The 17,850-nt window shown below is 71.1% G+C and carries 14 protein-coding genes and 3 tRNA genes; 7 read left to right on the top strand and 10 right to left on the bottom strand.

The window, feature by feature from the left end; all coding sequences use genetic code 11:
* Positions 1-77: 77 nt before the first annotated feature.
* From JXZ78_RS21095 to JXZ78_RS21065, 7 genes are all read right to left on the bottom strand, one after another.
* Entirely contained in the window at positions 78-1,469 is a 1,392-nt protein-coding gene (locus tag JXZ78_RS21095; RefSeq protein ID WP_238783269.1) for a sensor histidine kinase, read from the bottom strand.
* A complete protein-coding gene (locus JXZ78_RS21090; protein ID WP_030023246.1) occupies positions 1,451-2,278 on the bottom strand; it encodes an ABC transporter permease in 828 nt (275 codons plus the stop codon). The genes JXZ78_RS21095 and JXZ78_RS21090 overlap by 19 nt, the downstream gene beginning before the upstream one ends.
* On the bottom strand, positions 2,275-3,249 hold the full coding sequence (locus JXZ78_RS21085) for an ABC transporter ATP-binding protein (RefSeq protein WP_030023247.1): 975 nt from the start codon (positions 3,247-3,249) through the stop codon (positions 2,275-2,277). Before JXZ78_RS21085 ends, JXZ78_RS21090 begins: the two co-directional genes overlap by 4 nt.
* Positions 3,250-3,474: 225 nt before the next feature.
* Positions 3,475-3,547, bottom strand: a tRNA-Gly gene (locus JXZ78_RS21080).
* A 75-nt stretch (positions 3,548-3,622) separates the two neighbouring features.
* Positions 3,623-3,694: transfer RNA gene (locus JXZ78_RS21075), tRNA-Gly, on the bottom strand.
* 45 nt (positions 3,695-3,739) lie between these two features.
* Positions 3,740-3,811, bottom strand: a tRNA-Gly gene (locus JXZ78_RS21070).
* 399 nt (positions 3,812-4,210) lie between these two features.
* The gene (locus tag JXZ78_RS21065) at positions 4,211-4,531 is read right to left on the bottom strand and encodes a histone-like nucleoid-structuring protein Lsr2 (protein WP_030023248.1); all 321 of its coding nucleotides are present in this window, start codon (positions 4,529-4,531) and stop codon (positions 4,211-4,213) included.
* Positions 4,532-4,831: 300 nt separating this feature from the next.
* Between JXZ78_RS21065 and purS the strand changes: the two genes are divergently transcribed.
* From purS to purL, 3 genes are read left to right on the top strand one after another with little or no spacing between them, the layout of a single operon-like run.
* The gene (gene purS, locus JXZ78_RS21060; RefSeq protein WP_030023249.1) at positions 4,832-5,089 is read left to right on the top strand and encodes a phosphoribosylformylglycinamidine synthase subunit PurS; all 258 of its coding nucleotides are present in this window, start codon (positions 4,832-4,834) and stop codon (positions 5,087-5,089) included.
* The gene (gene purQ, locus JXZ78_RS21055) at positions 5,086-5,790 is read left to right on the top strand and encodes a phosphoribosylformylglycinamidine synthase subunit PurQ (RefSeq protein ID WP_030023250.1); all 705 of its coding nucleotides are present in this window, start codon (positions 5,086-5,088) and stop codon (positions 5,788-5,790) included. Before purS ends, purQ begins: the two co-directional genes overlap by 4 nt.
* Positions 5,787-8,036 carry a phosphoribosylformylglycinamidine synthase subunit PurL gene (gene purL / locus JXZ78_RS21050; protein ID WP_033039312.1) on the top strand — a complete coding sequence of 750 codons (2,250 nt, stop codon included), beginning with the start codon at positions 5,787-5,789 and terminating at the stop codon, positions 8,034-8,036. Before purQ ends, purL begins: the two co-directional genes overlap by 4 nt.
* An 875-nt stretch (positions 8,037-8,911) precedes the next feature.
* Here purL and JXZ78_RS21045 read toward each other — a convergent pair.
* The gene (locus JXZ78_RS21045; protein WP_030023251.1) at positions 8,912-10,384 is read right to left on the bottom strand and encodes an MFS transporter; all 1,473 of its coding nucleotides are present in this window, start codon (positions 10,382-10,384) and stop codon (positions 8,912-8,914) included.
* A 219-nt stretch (positions 10,385-10,603) separates the two neighbouring features.
* Here JXZ78_RS21045 and JXZ78_RS21040 point away from each other — a divergent pair, with 219 nt between their 5' ends.
* From JXZ78_RS21040 to purM, 4 genes are all read left to right on the top strand, one after another.
* Complete coding sequence (locus tag JXZ78_RS21040; RefSeq protein ID WP_030023252.1) at positions 10,604-11,251, top strand: TetR/AcrR family transcriptional regulator; 648 nt, start codon at positions 10,604-10,606, stop codon at positions 11,249-11,251.
* Between the two features lie 10 nt (positions 11,252-11,261).
* Positions 11,262-12,068 (top strand): maleylpyruvate isomerase family mycothiol-dependent enzyme, encoded by an 807-nt coding sequence (locus JXZ78_RS21035; RefSeq protein ID WP_030023253.1) that lies wholly within the window; start codon positions 11,262-11,264, stop codon positions 12,066-12,068.
* An 866-nt stretch (positions 12,069-12,934) separates the two neighbouring features.
* Entirely contained in the window at positions 12,935-14,494 is a 1,560-nt protein-coding gene (gene purF, locus JXZ78_RS21025) for an amidophosphoribosyltransferase (protein WP_030024846.1), read from the top strand.
* Positions 14,495-14,526: 32 nt separating this feature from the next.
* Positions 14,527-15,621: a phosphoribosylformylglycinamidine cyclo-ligase gene (gene purM, locus JXZ78_RS21020; protein WP_050503060.1), complete on the top strand. Its 1,095-nt coding sequence runs from the start codon at positions 14,527-14,529 to the stop codon at positions 15,619-15,621.
* A 110-nt stretch (positions 15,622-15,731) separates the two neighbouring features.
* On the opposite strand, the gene JXZ78_RS21015 is transcribed toward purM, so the two are convergent.
* Complete coding sequence (locus tag JXZ78_RS21015) at positions 15,732-15,992, bottom strand: DUF3073 domain-containing protein (RefSeq protein WP_003980574.1); 261 nt, start codon at positions 15,990-15,992, stop codon at positions 15,732-15,734.
* Between the two features lie 594 nt (positions 15,993-16,586).
* The gene (locus JXZ78_RS21010; protein WP_030024844.1) at positions 16,587-17,705 is read right to left on the bottom strand and encodes a Leu/Phe/Val dehydrogenase; all 1,119 of its coding nucleotides are present in this window, start codon (positions 17,703-17,705) and stop codon (positions 16,587-16,589) included.
* Positions 17,706-17,850 lie beyond the last annotated feature (145 nt).

Raw genomic sequence — 17,850 nt, 5'->3', positions numbered from 1 at the left:
TCCACCATGATCTCCGCTTCTCTCCCGGCGCTCCGCGCCCGCCACGTGCCGCAGCCGTCCGGCCGCACGCCTTGTCCTTACCCGATGCCCGGCGTCCCGGCCGGCCGGCCGTCCGCGGGCGCCTCCGGCCCGTACCCCAGCAGCTCATCCTTCTCCAGCGGCACGTGGGCCCGCAGCCAGAATCGCCCGCCCGGCCGGGGGCCGACGGTCAGGGTGCCGCCGAGGGCGGTGAGCCGTTCCCGCAGTCCGGCTATGCCGCTCCCGCCGCCGCGGCGCACGGCGTCCGCCACCACACCGTCGTTCTCCATCGTGAACACCACCGCAGGTCCGGTCCGTACCGTCGTGGCCGCCCGCCCGGTGCCGTCCGGACCGTCACCCGTCACCCGTAGCGTCATCCAGCAGGTGACCGCGTCGGCGTGCCGCAGCACATTGGTGGTGCCCTCCCGTACGACCCAGGCCAGCACCGACTGCACCTGCTGCGGCACCCCGGCGCTGCCCTCCTGGTCGATGAGGCACTCCACCCCGGCCGCCTGGAGCACGGCCCGGGCCCCCGCCAGCTCCACCTCCAGGTCGGCCTCCCGGTAGGCGCGCACCACGTCCCGTACCTCCCGCTGGGAGTCCTGGGCCAGCTGCTGGACCTCCGCCATCTGGCCGGCGGCCTCCGGACGCCCCTTGAGCGCGAGCCGTTCCGCCAGCTCGCTCTTGAGCGCGATCACGGCCAGGTTCCGGCCGACCACGTCGTGCATGTCGCGCGCGAACCGCAGCCGTTCCTCGGTGACGGCCAGCCGGGCCTGGTCACCCTTGGCCTCGTCCAGCTCCCGCATCGCGGCGAGAATCCAGGCCCAGCTGCGGCACGTCAGCGCGGCGAAGCCCGCGGAGAAGGCGAAGACGGGCGGCAGCCCCCCTGCGTACTCCAGCGGGACGCCCACGAGGGCCAGGGCCCCCACGGCGACCACCGAGACCACGACGCACACCAGGGCCTGCCAGCGCTTCTTGACGACCAGGGAGAGCAGGGAGCCGGCGGGCAGGGTGGGGAACAGCATCGCCGTGCAGTAGACCGCCACCCGCAACGGCAGGGTGACGGCGACCGCTGTCAGCAGGCCCACGGACACGGCCGACAGCACCCCGGACACGGCGATCAGCCGCCACGGCGCGGGAGTGCCGTACACATAGTGCGAGAGTCCGCGCCGGACACCGGGTACGTAGATGCCGCACTGCACCAGCCCCAGGACCACGGTCGCCACGAGCAGCGGCGGCACCCGGTGCATCTCGGCCGCCGCGGCGCCCAGGGGCGCCGCGAGCCAGCCGAGGAACAGCAGCCACGGTGTGACGTACAGCGTCCACCGCGCCCACAAGTACACCTGAGCGACCCTGCCGCGCCCCCGCAACTTGCGCAGCTGCCCGTGGATCACCGGCTCCGCACCCCCGTCGTCCCCATCGCCGTACATCGTCAGTGCCGTGGCTCCCAACGGAACCACCGGCGTACAGCAAACACCGCGAGACCGGCCCAGACCAATGCGATGACCAGCCGCTTCACCGTTTCGGTGAGGTCGCCCCCGCCGATCCAGCCGTCCCGGACCAGTCCCATCACCGGGGAGAGCGGCAGCAGCTCCAGGATGTTGGCGATCTTGTCGGGCAGGATGTCCAGCGGCAGGATCATGCCGGAGCCGCCCATCGAGACGAAGACGAACGGCATCGTCGTCAGCTGCGCCGCCTCGGCGCTCTTGGTGATGCCCGTGGAGGCGGCGGCCATCGCCACCGCGATCAGCATGCCCAGGGCCACCCCCAGCACGACCAGGTGCGGGGAGCGGGGCGCGCCCGCGTCCAGCGCCAGGGAGCCGAGGACCGCCAGCAGGACGATCTGAGCCAGCCCGAGGAGGACCGCCGGCAGTGCCGATCCGGCCAGGATCTCCCGGTCCGACAGCTCGCCGCAGCGCAGCCGCTTGAGCACCAGTTCCTCGCGCCGCGTCACCAGCGACCCGGTGACGGACGAATACACCGCGAAGAGCAGGACGAAGCCGATGGTGCCCGGCAGCAGCACCGTGCCGACCGACAGGCCGTTGGCCTGCAACGGCATCTCGGAGACCGCCTGCCGCATGGCGAGGGCCATGATCAGCGGCATCAGCAGCGTCATGAACAGCGCGGCCTTGTTACGGCCCAGGAGGATCAGTTCGGCACGGAACAGAGCCGCCAGCCGTTCCCGTGATCCCCTGCGGGCGGCCGCCTCGGCACCCGTACCGGGCCGTTGCCCGGCGGCCTTGACGTCGGTGACGCTCACTTGTCCTCCAAACCCTTGGCGATCCGCAGGAACGCCTCTTCCAGCGATGCCGAGCGGGCGTCCAGCCCCCGCAGCTCGACGCCCTCGTCGCGCGCCCAGAGCAGCAGGCCGGTCGCGGCCCGCTGCAGGTCGGACGTCTGCAGCCGCAGGGTCCGGCCCGCCGTCTCGTGCCCGTCGACGCCCAGTGCCGCCAGCGGCGGGAGGTCGCCCGGCGTGTAGCCCGGGGGCAGTTCGAAGGAGATCTGCGCGGGGTGGGTGGCCACCACGTCCGCGACCGTGCCGGCCGTCGCGATCCGGCCCTGGTGCATGATCGCGAGACGGTCGGCCAGCTCCTGGGCCTCTTCCAGGTAGTGCGTGGTCAGCACGACCGTCGTGCCGCCCGCCCGCAGCTCGCGGATCAACTCCCAGGTCGTGTGGCGGGCTTCGGTGTCCAGACCGGTGGTCGGCTCGTCCAGGAAGAGCACCTCGGGCCGTCCCAGCGTCGCCGTGGCCAGGTCCAGCCGCCGCCGCTCACCGCCGGAGAGCTGCTTGACCCGTACGTCCTTGCGCTGGGTCATGCCGACGGTGGCCAGCGCCTCGCCGACCGGCCGGGCGCCGGTGGTGGCCCCGGCCCACATCCGTACGGTCTCCTCCACGGTCAACTCCGCGGGGAACCCGCCCTCCTGGAGCATCGCGCCGACCCGCGGCCGGACCTTCGCACGCTCCGTGTACGGGTTGTGGCCCAGCACCCGCACCGTGCCGCCGGTCGGCGCGGCCAGCCCTTCCAGGATTTCGAGGGTGGAGGTCTTGCCCGCCCCGTTCGTCCCCAGCAGGGCGAACAGCTCTCCGCGGTCGACGGAGAAGTCGATGCCCCGCACCGCCTCGAAGGCCGCGGTGGCCTTCTTGCTCTTCCGGCCGCCCCCGGACGGCCCGTAACGCCTGCGCAGACCCGTGACGTCAATCACGCGCTCGCTCGTGTCCCCGATGTCCATGCTTCAAGGCTCCCGTCGGAACCCGGCTGCGGGCAGTGCGGGTTGTCATCACCCCGGATGACAAATGTCAGGAGGGGAGGGAGCGGGGGCCCGTGGGCGGGGGACCGGTTGGGCGGGGAGGCGGCCGGGGCCGGCGCGCGGTCCGGGCCGGGGGCGAACAGAGGTCCACCACCGGGCCGGGTAAAGCAAAAGACCCCGGTCGAGATGACCGGGGTCTTTTTTCTGAGCGGACGACGAGGCTCGAACTCGCGACCTCAACCTTGGCAAGGTTGCGCTCTACCAACTGAGCTACGTCCGCAGGCATCCGACCGGCTTTCACCGGGCGGCGCGACAGCTACTCTACCTGATCCACCGGAGTGGTCGGTACTGTCGGAGCGGGTGACAGGGATTGCACACTGCGCCTCCCCCTTGGAAAGGGGGCGCTCTACTACTGAGCTACACCCGCATGACCACCATCAATCGGTCCGTACGGACTTCTTGATGCTGTCAGAGCGGGTGACAGGGATCGCACACTGCGCCTCCCTCTTGGAAAGAGGGCGCTCTACTACTGAGCTACACCCGCGTGACTCCTCGGGATCCGGCCTTTCGGCCTCGCCCCTCGGCGTGCTCCAGACTCTAGCTGATCAACTGGGGTGCTGCGCAACTCCGCTGCGGGACAGCCGGAACCGGCCGCGGCGGGGTCGTCTTCCGGCCGTCGCCCGGCCGCCGCCCGCCCTCCGTCCGGTCCTTCCGTCCGGTCCTTCCGCCCGTCCTCTCGGCGCGGCCGTCTCCGGGCCGTCTCCGTCCCCACCCGGCGATTCCGTTCCCACCACCCGGCGCTTCCGCCCCCGGCCGCCACCTCCGTCCCCGGCCTCGTCTCCGTCCGGCCGCGGACCGGCGGCCGGACGGAGACGGGTGGGGCGCACGAGAAGGAGGGGGCGGGGGAGAGGGGTGAGGGGAGGGAGGGGGCGGGCCCTCCGGATCAGCTGTTGGCCGCGTCGAAAGCCTCGTAGACCTTCTTCGGGATCCGGCCGCGCGGGGGCACGTCCATGTGGTGGGAACGGGCCCAGGCACGCACGGCGGCGGGGTCCGGGGTCACCGAGGTGTGGTGGTACGCCTTGCCGGACTTCGACCGCTTGCGGCCGGCCTCCACGAACGGGGCGAGGGTGCCGCGCAGTTTCTTCGCATTGGCGGGATTGAGGTCGATCTCGTACCACTTCCCGTCCAAACCGAAGATGACCGTCTCTGCGGCTTCTCCGCCTTCGATGTCATCGGAGAGCGTGACTACTACGCGCTGCGCCACGGATATCGGTCCTTTCGAGCAGCAACCCCGCCTTGACATGGGGGGATGCTGCAGATCCGGCTGATTGGGATCAATGCATTTTCATTTGTACAGCGGCGGGCATTGCATGGTGAAGCCCAGTTAATTTCCTCAGCGTGTCCTTCCGCAATGCGGACCCTAGGTCTTTTCTGAGATTTTCCCCACCACTTACCGCGGCCGACGCCGTACCGTGACCGCACCGTCACGATATCTATGCGCGTAGATTTTCGAACACGGTACTGTGATGGCACCGCCTTACGCACCACACCATCGGGAGTGCCAGTGGCACGCGTCGTAGTCGACGTCATGCTCAAGCCGGAGATCCTCGACCCGCAGGGCCAGGCGGTGCAGCGCGCACTGCCACGCCTGGGATTCGAGGGGATCGGCGACGTCCGTCAGGGCAAGCGTTTCGAACTTGAGGTGGAGGGCCCGGTCGACGACGCCGCCCTCGCCCGTATCCACGAGATGGCCGAGACCTTCCTGGCCAACACCGTCATCGAAGACTTCACCGTCCACGTCGAAGACCAGGCCGGGTCATGACAGCGCGCATCGGGGTCATCACCTTTCCTGGCACGCTCGACGACCGTGACACCCAGCGCGCCGTCCGGCTCGCCGGGGCCGAGGCGGTGCCGCTGTGGCACCGCGACAAGGACCTCAAGCAGGTCGACGCCGTGGTGCTGCCCGGCGGCTTCTCCTACGGCGACTACCTGCGGGCCGGCGCCATCTCCCGCTTCTCGCCGGTCATGGAGACCGTGATCGAACAGGCCAGGGGCGGCCTGCCGGTCCTGGGCATCTGCAACGGCTTCCAGGTCCTGACCGAGACGCACCTGCTGCCCGGCGCCATGCTGCGCAACGACAGCCTGCACTTCGTCTGCCGCGACCAGAAGCTGCGGGTGGAGAACGCGGGCACCGCCTGGACCGCCGACTACACCGCCGGCCAGGAGATCTCCGTACCGCTGAAGAACATCGACGGCCGGTACGTCGCCGACGAGCGCACGCTCGACATGCTGGAGGCCGAGGGCCGGGTCGCCTTCCGCTACCTGACCGAGGGCGACTCCGCCGACGGCTACGGCAACCCCAACGGCTCGCTGCGCGACATCGCCGGCGTCACCAACGAGGCGGGCAACGTCGTCGGCCTCATGCCGCACCCGGAGCACGCCGTCGAGCCGCTGATCGGCACCGGCCGTACGGACGGCCTCGGATTCTTCACCTCGATCCTGAAGAAATTGGTCAACGCATGACGCTCGACACGGTCAAGCACGCAGCCGAGACGCCGGACACCGACCAGCCGTGGGCCGAACTGGGCCTGAAGCAGGACGAGTACGAGCGCGTCCGCGAGATCCTCGGCCGCCGTCCCACCGGCGCCGAACTCGCCATGTACTCCGTCATGTGGTCCGAGCACTGCTCGTACAAGAGCAGCAAGGTCCACCTGAAGCAGTTCGGCCAGAAGGTCCCCGAGAACGACGCGATGCTCGTCGGCATCGGCGAGAACGCGGGCGTCGTCGACGTCGGCCAGGGCTACGCCGTCACCTTCAAGGTCGAGTCGCACAACCACCCGTCCTACGTGGAGCCCTACCAGGGTGCGGCCACCGGCGTCGGCGGCATCGTCCGCGACATCATCGCCATGGGCGCCCGCCCGGTCGCCGTCGTGGACCCGCTGCGCTTCGGTGCCGCCGACCACCCCGACACCAAGCGCGTCCTGCCGGGCGTCGTCGCGGGCATCGGCGGCTACGGCAACTGCCTGGGCCTGCCCAACATCGGCGGCGAGGTCGTCTTCGACGCCTGCTACCAGGGCAACCCGCTGGTCAACGCCGGGGCCATCGGCGTGATGCGGCACGAAGACATCCATCTCGCCAAGGCGTCCGGCGCCGGCAACAAGGTCATCCTCTACGGTGCCCGGACCGGCGGCGACGGCATCGGCGGCGCCTCCATCCTGGCCTCCGAGACCTTCGACGACGCCAAGCCGTCCAAGCGCCCCGCCGTCCAGGTCGGCGACCCCTTCCAGGAGAAGCTGCTCATCGAGTGCACCCTGGAGGCGTTCGCCGAGAAGCTCGTCGTCGGCATCCAGGACCTCGGCGCGGCCGGGCTGTCCTGCGCCACCAGCGAGCTGGCCTCGAACGGCTCCGGCGGCATGCGCGTGGAGCTGGACGACGTACCGCTGCGCGACTCCACGCTCTCGCCCGAGGAAATCCTCATGAGCGAGTCGCAGGAACGCATGTGCGCCGTCGTGGAGCCCGAGAAGGTCGAACGGTTCCTGGCGATCTGCGAGAAGTGGGACGTCACCGCCACCGTCATCGGCGAGGTCACCGACGGCGACCGGCTGGAGATCTACTGGCACGGCGAGAAGATCGTCGACGTCGACCCGAAGACCGTCGCCCACGAGGGCCCGGTCTACGAGCGTCCCTACGCGCGTCCCGCGTGGCAGGACGCCCTCCAGGCCGACGACGCGGGCAAGCTGCCGCGGCCGCGGACCGGCGACGAACTGCGCGAGCAGGTCCTGAAGCTGGTCGCCTCGCCCAACCAGGCGTCCAAGTCCTGGATCACCAGCCAGTACGACCACTTCGTGCAGGGCGGCACCGTGCTGGCCCAGCCGGAGGACGCCGGCATGATCCGGATCGACGAGACGACCGGGCTGGGCGTGGCCATCGCCACCGACGGCAACGGCCGCTACGCCAAGCTCGACCCGTACCACGGCGCGCAGCTGGCGCTGGCCGAGTCCTACCGCAACGTCGCGGCGACCGGCGCCAAGCCGCTGGCGATCTCCGACTGCCTGAACTTCGGCTCGCCCGAGGACCCGGCGGTCATGTGGCAGTTCTCCGAGGCCGTCCGCGGTCTCGCCGACGGCTGCCTGGAGCTCGGTACGCCCGTCACCGGCGGCAACGTCTCGCTCTACAACCAGACCGGCGAGGCCGCCATCCACCCGACCCCCGTGGTCGCGGTGCTCGGCGTCATCGACGACGTCAGCCGTCGCACGCCGATCGCCTTCGCCGACGAGGGCCACCTCCTCTACCTCCTCGGTGACACCAAGGACGAACTGGGCGGCTCCGCCTGGTCCCAGGTCGTCCACGACCACCTCGGCGGCCTGCCGCCGCAGGTGGACCTGGGCCGCGAGAAGCTGCTGGCCGAGATCCTGATCTCGGCCTCCCGCGACGGCATGGTCGACGCGGCGCACGACCTCTCCGACGGCGGCCTGATCCAGGCCCTCGTCGAGTCGTGCCTGCGCGGCGGCAAGGGCGCCCGGATCGTCGTCCCCGACGAGCTGGACCCCTTCGTCCTCCTCTTCTCGGAGTCGGCGGGCCGCGCGATCGTCGCGGTCCCGCGCAGCGAGGAGCTGCGCTTCACCGACATGTGCGGTGCGCGCGGCCTCCCGGCCACCCGCATCGGCGTGGTCGACGGCGACACGATCGACGTCCAGGGCCAGTTCACCCTGCCGCTGAGCGACCTCCGCGCAGCACACGAGGCAACCATCCCGTCCCTGTTCGCCTGACCCACCCGGACGGCGCCCCAACCGGCGCCGTCCGGGCGCACGGTGGCCCACTTGGCGCCGCCCGCCTTCACGGTGGCGGCCCAGTCGGCGCCGTGCGCTTGTGCGGTGGTCCACTTGGCGCCGTTCGTTCGTGCGGTGGCCCGCCTGGCGCAGTCCGTTTGTACGGTGGCGGCCCAGTCGGCGCCGTTCGCTCGTGTGGTGGCCCACTTGGCGCCGTCCGCTTGTGCGGTGGCCCGCCTAGCGCCGTTCGCTCGTACCGTGGCCCGTCCCTTCTGGGGCGGGCCACTGGCGTAGGCCCTGCCGGGGCTGGCCTCTCCCGGGCCAGATCTTCCTCCCTTCCCCCGGCCCCCGCCCCCGCCCCCTCCCCTTGCCCCTGCCCCTCTTGTCCTTCCTCGCCCTCGGGCTCCCCGCCTTCGGGCTCCCCGCCTCCGTCCTACTCGTCCCCCGGTGGCTCCCCTCCCCGAGCCACTCGTCCCACCGGGCTCTCTGCCCCGGCCCGCACCCCCCCAGGGCTCCCTGTCCCCGGCCCTTTCGTCCCCAGGCACCTCGTCCCCGCTCCCTTCGTCCCCGGGCACCTCGTCTCCGCCCCCTTCGTCTCTCCGGGGCACCCTGTTTTCGCGCCGCTCATCCCCCCAGGGCTCCCCGTGCTTGACCGACTCGCCCCCGGGGCACCCTGTCTCCGCGCTACGTGCCCCCCTGGGCTCCCCGCGCCAGACCCACTCGCCTCCCCCCCCGGGGCACCACGTCTCCGCACCACCCGTCCCCTCGGCTCCCCACGCCTGACCCACTCGCCTCCGGGGCCCCACCCCCGCCTCCCTCGCCTCCCGGGGCCCGTACCTCCGTCCTACTCGCCCCCGTACGCCGTCTCCCCCCATCTACCCTGTCTGCCCTGTCGCCCCCGGCCCCCCAGTCGTCTCCCCTCCCCGTATGCGGAGCGCCAGGAGTGCTGCCAGTACCAGTACGGCTGTCGAGCAGAGGAAGACGACGGCTATGGAGGAGCCGAAGGCGTCCACCGCTTGGGTGTGGGCCTCGCCTTTCAGGGCCGGTATGGCGCTGGTGGAGCCGCCGGGGCCGCGGTCGGCGTAGACGCGGGCCAGTACCGTTCCGAAGAAGGCCACGCCCAGTGAGCTGCCCAGGGTCTGGAAGAAGCGGATGCCGGTCGTCGCCACTCCGAGCTGGTGGCGTGGTGCGGCCTGCTGGGCCAGCACGATCAGCTGGCCCAGCGTCTGGCCGAATCCGGCGCCGAGCAGGAGGAGTTCGGCCTGTACGGCCCACAGGGCGGTGTCGGTGCCGTTCGTCGCGAGCAGGAGCGTGGCCACGGCGGCGCAGGCCGCACCGCTGACCACAGAACGCTTCTCCGACCAGCCGTGGGCGCCGAGCCTGCTCGTCACCAGGCCCGAGACGGCGATGCCGAGCGCCACCGGGATCATGAACAGGCTCGCCGAGGCGGGCTCGACGCCGCGCACCAGCTGGAGATAGATCATCACGTAGACCAGCGAGCCCATCAGGGCCACGCCGATCAGGCCCTGGACCGCGAAGGCGGCGCGCAGCGTACGGATACGGAACATCGACAGCGGGAGCAGCGGTTCGGCGGCGGTGGCCTGCCGCCACAGGAACAGCGCGAGCAGTGCCACGGCCCCGCCGGTCAGTCCCAGGATCACCGGGGAGCCCCAGGGGTGCTCCCGGCCGCCCCACTCCGTCACCAGCAGCAGCGCCGTGGAGAACGCGGCCACCAGCGCCGCGCCGAGGAAGTCGATACGGCGCCGCTCGCCGTGGTGGGGGAGTTTGAGGACGAGTGCTGCCGCGACGAGCACGACCAGACCGATCGGCAGGTTGACGTAGAAGATCCAGCGCCAGTCCGCGTGGTCGGCGAGCAGCCCGCCGACCACCGGCCCCAGGGCCATGCCGGCCCCCGCGACCAGCCCGCCCAGTCCGGCTCCCTTGCCCGCGCCGTGCTTCCCCGGGCCTCTGAGCTGGGCGATGACGACCATCGTGACGCTCATCAGCCCGCCGCCGCCCAGCCCTTGCACCGCGCGGAAGGCGATCAGCTGGTCCATGTCCTGCGCGGCCCCGCACAGCGCCGAGCCGAGCAGGAAGGTGGCGACGGCGCCGAGGAAGACCCGCTTCGCGCCGAGGGTGTCGCAGAGCTTGCCGTACAGGGGCAGCGCGGCGCTGGCGGCGAGCGAGAACGCGCTGACCAGCCAGGGGATGCGGTCGATGCCGTGCAGCGGGTCCAGCTCGCGGACGATCGGGACGGTCGCGGCCGAGACGATGTTCTGGTCGAGGACGGCGAGCAGCATCGTGGCGAGGCAGACGACGAAGCCGACCGTGTACCGGCCCGGAGTCATGCCGCCGGGCCCGTCGACGCCGTGTCCGTCAGCGCCGGGTGCGGAGCCGCCGAGCCTGGCGGCGCCAGGTCCGGCGCCGCCGGTGGCGGCGCTGCCCGGCGAGGTCCGCGAAGGGTGCGAAGGAGCGGTGGAAGCGTTCATGGCAGCACCATGCCCGCGAAGCATGGACTGAGTCAATGTTTTGCCCGGTATTATTTTTTGCCCTGGTACAGTGGTGGTATGGCCGAGGAGCTGGGACTGCGCGAGCGCAAGAAACTGCAGACGGAGCGACGGGTCTGGCGGACCGCCGTCGAACTGTTCCTGGAGCGGGGCTTCGAGAAGGTCTCCGTGCAGGAGATCGCCGCCGCCGCCGAGGTCTCCAAGATGACCGTCTTCAACTACTACGGCTCCAAGGAGGACTTGGTCCTCAAGCCGATGGAGCACCACGCCGAGGACGCGGCCCACGCCGTCCACAGCCGTGCGCCGGGGGAGTCCGCGGTCGCGGCCGTCTGCCGGCAGTTCGTCGAGCTGCTGGAGTCGCGGGACCCCTCCGTCGGCCTGTGTGACCAGCAGGAGGTGCTCAGCATCCGCCGCCTGATCGCGGAGACGCCCGGCCTGCTGCTGCGCGCGTACGCCAACCGGATGCACGGCCTCCAGCAGCTCGCCGAGGTGCTGGCGGCGGAGACCGGCGGCGACCGGATGGAGGCCCAGGTCGCCGCGGGCCAGCTGATGGCCGCCCGTAACGCGCTCATCAACGAGAACCACCGCAGGCTGCTGGCCGGCGAGTCCGCCGACGCGGTGTACCCGGACGCGGTGGCCGCCGCCCACCGGGCCTTCGGCCTGGTGGAGCAAGGGCTGGGGGACTACGCGACGCGCCCCGCCGAGTAGCCTCGACGCCATGCCCAGTGCCCGCAAGCCGTCCGGCCGCGCCCGCGCCCGCAGTTACGACTCCGCGAAGACCCGCGCCGCCGTCATCGCCCAGTTCGGACACGTACGGTCCGCCGTGGAGCGCCTGACGCCCGAGCAGTTCGCGCTGTCCACCCGGCTGGGGGACTGGACGGTCCGCGAACTGGTCGCCCACCTGGCCATGGCGGTGGAGCAGGTCCCCGCGGCGCTCGCGCAGCCCGCGCCGCGCGCCCTGGAAGTCACCCTCGCCACCTGGCCGTCCGTGACCCGCGCACTGGCCGCGAAGGTCGACGAGAACGCCCGCGACACGGCGGCCGGCGGCGAACCCGCGGCCCTCCTGGACCGCGCCGCCGCCCGGTACGCCGAAACGGTCCCGATGGCCCCCGACGACCGGCTGCTGGCGGTCCGGATCGGCGCGATGCGCCTGGCCGACTTCCTGGTGGTGCGCTGCGTCGAACTGGTCGTGCACACCGACGACCTGGCCGCCGCCACCGGCCTGGACATCCCGTTCGACCGCCAGGCCCTGGCCACCGCCACCCGGGTGCTCGCCGACGCGCTGGCCGTCAAGGCGCCCGGCGGCTCCGTCGAGGTCCGGGTGCCGCCGTTCGCCGTCGTCCAGTGCGTCGAAGGCCCCCGGCACACCAGGGGTACGCCGCCCAACGTCGTCGAGACCGACCCGATGACCTGGCTCCGCCTGGCCGCCGGACGTACGGACTGGCCCGCGGCGCTCGAAGCCGCCGCCGTGACCGCCAGCGGTGAACGGGCCGATCTCGCGCCGTATCTGCCCCTCATGGGCTGAACCCGGAGACACAGCAGGCACTTTCGGGCGCTCCGCCCCACCCCTCCGGGCCCCGCCCCACCCCTCCGGGCCCCCGCCTCACCGTCCCGGGCGCCCCGCCCCGCCGGCTCGTACCGTCCAGCGGGCAGGACCACGGCCGGTACGGGGTGGTGAGGTTTGCGGGGCGGTGAAGTCCCGGTCGAGCAGCCACGGCCGGGTGTGCCGCCCACCCACGAAGCCGACGGCACGCTCGGTGCTGATCCGCGCGATGGCGCAGGTCGCGGTATTCGGCATCACCCTCGGTCACATTGCCTTCGTAAAGGCCGCACTCCCCGGCCCGCCCGAACACGGAGTGGCACTCCAGCGCACCGCCGAAGTTCCCGCAACAGCAGAACGCCTCGCCGAACAGGACCTTCCGGAAAGGGGTGCAAGCGTGCCGCGCCCCGTACGAGCGAGGCAGGGGGACGCGAGGAGCGAGGGCTGAAAAGCCCGGAATTCACCGGAACGTTCGCCGTGCCGCATCCCCCGGACAGCGGAGTGGCGCATCTCACCCCGCCCCCCGGTCCGGAAGACGGGAGGAAGCGGAACGGCGCACGCCGAACCCGCACCGGAACCGGCCGGACCTCGCGTGAAGAGACGGTGAAGGCGTACACGAGGGAAAGCGGCATTCACCCGCGCCGCACGCGGCGACGGATGGCGCCGGCGACGCGCCCGAGGCCGACGTGGCGGCGCTGCGCCAAGGGCTGCGGGCGCCGCGGGGAGCATGATCCCCTCCGTGAGTACGTGCTCACGTCAAGCCCTCGCCCACCTGGAGCAGGCCCCCCGGACCCGGCCCCGGTTCGATCCCCGGTTCGGATGAATCGCGGACCTGCCCTAGACTCAGTGCTGTGCCACGTGGTGACGGACGACTCAGCCACGACCTGCTCCCCGGCGAGAAGGGCCCCCAGGACGCATGTGGCGTCTTCGGTGTCTGGGCTCCGGGTGAAGAGGTCGCCAAACTCACCTATTTCGGGCTGTATGCCCTGCAGCACCGCGGTCAGGAGTCCGCGGGCATCGCAGTGAGCAACGGCTCCCAAATCCTCGTATTCAAGGACATGGGCCTGGTTTCCCAGGTCTTCGACGAGACATCCCTCGGTTCCCTCCAGGGCCACATCGCCGTGGGTCACGCCCGCTACTCCACCACCGGTGCCTCGGTGTGGGAGAACGCCCAGCCGACGTTCCGCGCGACCGCGCACGGCTCGATCGCCCTGGGTCACAACGGCAACCTGGTCAACACCGCCGAACTCGCCGAGATGGTCGCCGCACTGCCCCGTGAGGGCGGCCGCGCGACCCAGGTCGCGGCGACCAACGACACCGACCTCGTGACGGCCCTGCTGGCCGGCCAGGTCGACGAGGACGGCAAGCCGCTGACCGTCGAGGAGGCCGCGCCGCGCGTCCTGCCCAAGGTCTCGGGCGCCTTCTCGCTGTGCTTCATGGACGAGCACACCCTGTACGCGGCCCGTGACCCGCAGGGCATCCGCCCGCTGGTCCTCGGCCGGCTGGAGCGCGGTTGGGTGGTGGCCTCCGAGACCGCCGCCCTGGACATCTGCGGCGCCAGCTTCATCCGCGAGATCGAGCCGGGCGAGCTGATCGCCGTGGACGAGAACGGCCTGCGCAGCTCCCGCTTCGCCGAGACCAAGCCCAAGGGCTGCGTCTTCGAGTACGTCTACCTGGCCCGCCCCGACACCGACATCGCGGGCCGCAACGTGTACCTCTCCCGGGTGGAGATGGGCCGCAAGCTGGCCGCCGAGGCGCCCGCCGAGGCCGACCTCGTCATAGCGACCCCGGAGTCCGGCACGCCGGCCGCGGTCGGCTACGCCGAGGCCAGCGGCATCCCGTACGGCGTCGGCCTGGTCAAGAACTCCTACGTCGGCCGGACCTTCATCCAGCCCTCGCAGACCATCCGGCAGCTCGGCATCCGGCTCAAGCTCAACCCGCTCAAGGAAGTCATCCGCGGCAAGCGGCTGGTGGTCGTCGACGACTCGATCGTCCGCGGCAACACCCAGCGCGCCCTGGTCCGGATGCTCCGCGAGGCCGGTGCCGCCGAGGTCCACATCCGGATCTCCTCGCCGCCGATCAAGTGGCCGTGCTTCTACGGCATCGACTTCGCCACCCGGGCCGAGCTGATCGCCAACGGTCTGACCGTGGACGAGATCGGTACGTCGCTGGGCGCCGACTCGCTGGCGTACATCTCGATCGACGGCATGATCGAGTCGACGACGATCGCCAAGCCGGACCTGTGCCGCGCGTGCTTCGACGGCCAGTACCCGGTCGACCTCCCCGACCCGGAGCTGCTGGGCAAGCACCTCCTGGAGGCGGAGACCGCGGGCCAGGCCAAGCCGGACCTGGACGGCGTCGAGACGCTGACGGCCGGGGTCGGCGGCGCCGACGCGCTGCGCCGCCCGTAGAGCTCGTACACACCGACAGGAAAGATCTCACCGTGTCTGCCGAGTCTTTTGAGCGTGCCCAGCACGCGGGCACCAGCGCCAGCTACGCAGCAGCGGGCGTGGACATCGAAGCGGGCGACCGCGCCGTCGACCTGATGAAGCAGTGGGTCAGGAAGGCCACCCGCCCCGAGGTCGTCGGCGGCCTCGGCGGGTTCGCCGGCCTCTTCGACGCCTCGGCCCTCAAGCGGTACGAGCGGCCGCTGCTCGCCTCGGCCACCGACGGCGTCGGTACCAAGGTCGACATCGCCCGCCGGATGGGCGTGTACGACACGATCGGCCACGACCTGGTCGGCATGGTCGTGGACGACCTGGTCGTCTGCGGCGCCGAGCCGCTGTTCATGACCGACTACATCTGCGTCGGCAAGGTCTACCCGGAGCGGGTCGCGGCGATCGTCAAGGGCATCGCCGAGGGCTGTGTCCTGGCCGGCTGCGCGCTGGTCGGCGGCGAGACCGCCGAGCACCCGGGGCTCCTCGGGGCCGACGACTTCGACGTCGCGGGCGCCGGTACGGGTGTCGTCGAGGCGGACCGGGTGCTGGGCGCGGATCGTATCCGTACGGGTGACGTCGTCATCGCCATGGAGTCCTCGGGTCTTCACTCGAACGGGTACTCGCTCGTCCGCCATGTGCTGTTCGACCGCGCGGGGATGTCGCTGGACCAGCGGGTCGAGGAGCTCGGCCGGACGCTCGGCGAGGAGCTGCTGGAGCCCACGAAGATCTACTCGCTGGACTGCCTGGCGCTGACCCGCACGGCCGAGGTGCACGCCTTCTCGCACATCACCGGCGGCGGCCTGGCCAACAACCTGGCCCGGGTGATCCCGGACGGCCTGCACGCCACGGTCGACCGGTCCACCTGGACCCCGGGCGCGATCTTCGACCTGGTCGGCGCGGCCGGCGACGTCGAGCGGCTGGAGCTGGAGAAGACCCTGAACATGGGCGTCGGCATGATGGCCGTCGTACCGCAGGAGTCGGTGGACGTGGCGCTGGCCACCCTCGCGGACCGCGGCGTGGACGCCTGGGTCAGCGGCGAGATCGTCGAGCGTGGTGACCACACCGAGGCAGTGACCCTGACCGGTGACTACGCTGCCTGACCCGGCCGCCCGCAGGGCAGCACAGAACCCGGTCCGAGGTGACTACCCCGGACCGGGTCCGTGGAAATGCTGTGCACACCGTGCACGCACGACAGAAGAGACGTCGTACGTCAGGCGCGACGACGCTGCTGGGACGAGTTGCCCTCGTCCTCGTCATCGTCGTCTCGGTTGTAAAGGTCGGCGTACCGCGCGTACGGGTCGTCGTCCTCTTCATCCTCGAACGGCTCGCCGTTCGGCGGCTGCTGCTGTGCCGGCTGTTGCGGCGATGCACCCAGCTCTTCGGCCAGGCGTGAGAGATCAGTCCCACCGCTGTTGTACTTCAGCTGGCGGGCGACCTTCGTCTGCTTGGCCTTGGCCCGGCCGCGCCCCATGGCTCGACCCCCTCAACGACGGGGCTCGACGGCCCCAGAGTCTTGACACGCGTTCATGATCCAGAGCGGACTCTCGACGGAGAGACCGGCCCGTAGGGCTTTAACGGTACCTGCTTCCGCGGCCATACGGTACGTCGCCCGCATCACCGACCGCTCGGCACGACCGGCAGGACGCCCCGTCCCCGCTGGTCAGCTGCGATTTTAACCTGTCCCGTCCGGCGACCCGCCGACGGGTGGTGAGGGATGTCTCCTTCACCACCCGTGATCCCTTACGCAGCGCTCAGAGATCGTTACGCGAGCCGTTCGCAGGCCATTTCCGTACCCACCGTGACGACGGCCGGTACGGTCCGTGACCGGCGCGGCGCCCGCAGGGGTGTGCGGACCTGCTCGGAGCGTCCCGTGCGCATGATCGGATCGCGATCAGCCTCGGTCGGACCCGAGCATTCTTGGACATTGATGAGCGGGAACGGTCGTGATCTCGCTCCGTGACCGGCTGGAAAAATGGCCTGAACCGATCGGTACCGGCCGGGCCGGCACCGCCGCCGGGCGGCAGCACCAGGTGACACCGGGCGCTACCGGCCGACGCCGGGTCCGTCAGGCCCGCCGGGCGTCCGCCATCCGCTGTTCGGCCAGCCGGTCCGCCGCCGCGGCGGGCGGAATGCCGTCTTCCTTCGCACGAGCGAATATCGCCAGCGTGGTGTCGAAGATCTTCGCCGCCTTGGTCCGGCAGCGGTCGAAGTCGAAGCCGTGCAGCTCGTCGGCCACCTGGATGACACCGCCGGCGTTCACCACGTAGTCCGGCGCGTAGAGGACACCGCGGTCGGAAAGATCCTTCTCGACGCCGGGGTGCGCCAGCTGGTTGTTGGCCGCGCCGCAGACCACCTTCGCCGTCAGCGCCGGTACGGACTCGTCGTTCAGCGCTCCGCCGAGGGCGCACGGCGCGTACACGTCCAGGCCCGGCGTACGGATCAGCGACCCGGTGTCCGGCGCCACCTGGACCTGCGGGTGCCGGCTGCGGACGCGCTCGATCGATTCGGCACGCACATCCGTGATCACGACCTCCGCGCCGTCCTCAAGGAGGTGTTCGACGAGGTGGTGGCCCACCTTGCCGACGCCCGCGACGCCGACCTTGCGGCCGCGCAGCGTCGGGTCGCCCCACAGGTGCTGCGCCGAGGCGCGCATCCCCTGGAAGACACCGAAGGCGGTCAGGACGGAGGAGTCGCCGGCGCCGCCGTTCTCGGGGGAGCGGCCGGTGGTCCACCGGTTGGTGCGGGCGACGACGTCCATGTCGGCGACGTATGTGCCGACGTCGCACGCGGTTACGTAGCGGCCGCCGAGGGAAGCCACGAACCGGCCGTATGCGAGCAGGAGTTCTTCGGTCTTGATCAGTTCGGGATCGCCGATGATCACTGCCTTGCCGCCACCGTGGTCGAGACCGGCGAGGGCGTTCTTGTACGACATGCCACGGGAGAGGTTCAGGGCGTCCAGCACGGCCTCCTCCTCGGAGGCGTACGCGTGGAAGCGGGTGCCGCCGAGGGCCGGGCCCAGGGCGGTGTCGTGGATGGCGATGACGGCCCGCAGACCGCTGGCGCGGTCCTGGCAGAGGACGACTTGCTCGTGCCCACCCTGCTCGGAACGGAACAGGGTGTGCAGCACGCCTCCGTCAACGCTGACGGAGGAGGGACGTACGTCGGTCACGGTGGTGACTCCCATAAGTCGCGGAGGACGCCCTTCGGCGGCTCCCTGTGGCTTGTGGCAGGAGGAGGGCCGGAGGGCCGGTCGGGAAGAGAGTAAGACCTGAGGGGCACGCTGATCGGTGCAGTGCGGAGGATCACCCTCTCCTGAGGGACGGGCGTGG

The organism is Streptomyces monomycini (assembly GCF_022271435.1).
Classification (GTDB): Bacteria; Actinomycetota; Actinomycetes; order Streptomycetales; family Streptomycetaceae; genus Streptomyces; species Streptomyces monomycini.
The sequence above is the reverse complement of the archived record's forward strand: the minus strand, read 5'-3'. Positions and strand labels throughout refer to the sequence as shown.

What these genes read in the sequence shown, in the direction of transcription:
- JXZ78_RS21040 (WP_030023252.1), top strand. Translation starts at nt 10,604, where the DNA reads ATGGCCGAGGAGCTGGGACTGCGCGAGCGCAAGAAACTGCAGACGGAG.
- JXZ78_RS21085 (WP_030023247.1), bottom strand. Translation starts at nt 3,249, where the DNA reads ATGGACATCGGGGACACGAGCGAGCGCGTGATTGACGTCACGGGTCTG.
- JXZ78_RS21045 (WP_030023251.1), bottom strand. Translation starts at nt 10,384, where the DNA reads ATGACTCCGGGCCGGTACACGGTCGGCTTCGTCGTCTGCCTCGCCACG.
- JXZ78_RS21015 (WP_003980574.1), bottom strand. Translation starts at nt 15,992, where the DNA reads ATGGGGCGCGGCCGGGCCAAGGCCAAGCAGACGAAGGTCGCCCGCCAG.
- purQ (WP_030023250.1), top strand. Translation starts at nt 5,086, where the DNA reads ATGACAGCGCGCATCGGGGTCATCACCTTTCCTGGCACGCTCGACGAC.
- JXZ78_RS21035 (WP_030023253.1), top strand. Translation starts at nt 11,262, where the DNA reads ATGCCCAGTGCCCGCAAGCCGTCCGGCCGCGCCCGCGCCCGCAGTTAC.
- JXZ78_RS21010 (WP_030024844.1), bottom strand. Translation starts at nt 17,705, where the DNA reads ATGGGAGTCACCACCGTGACCGACGTACGTCCCTCCTCCGTCAGCGTT.
- purL (WP_033039312.1), top strand. Translation starts at nt 5,787, where the DNA reads ATGACGCTCGACACGGTCAAGCACGCAGCCGAGACGCCGGACACCGAC.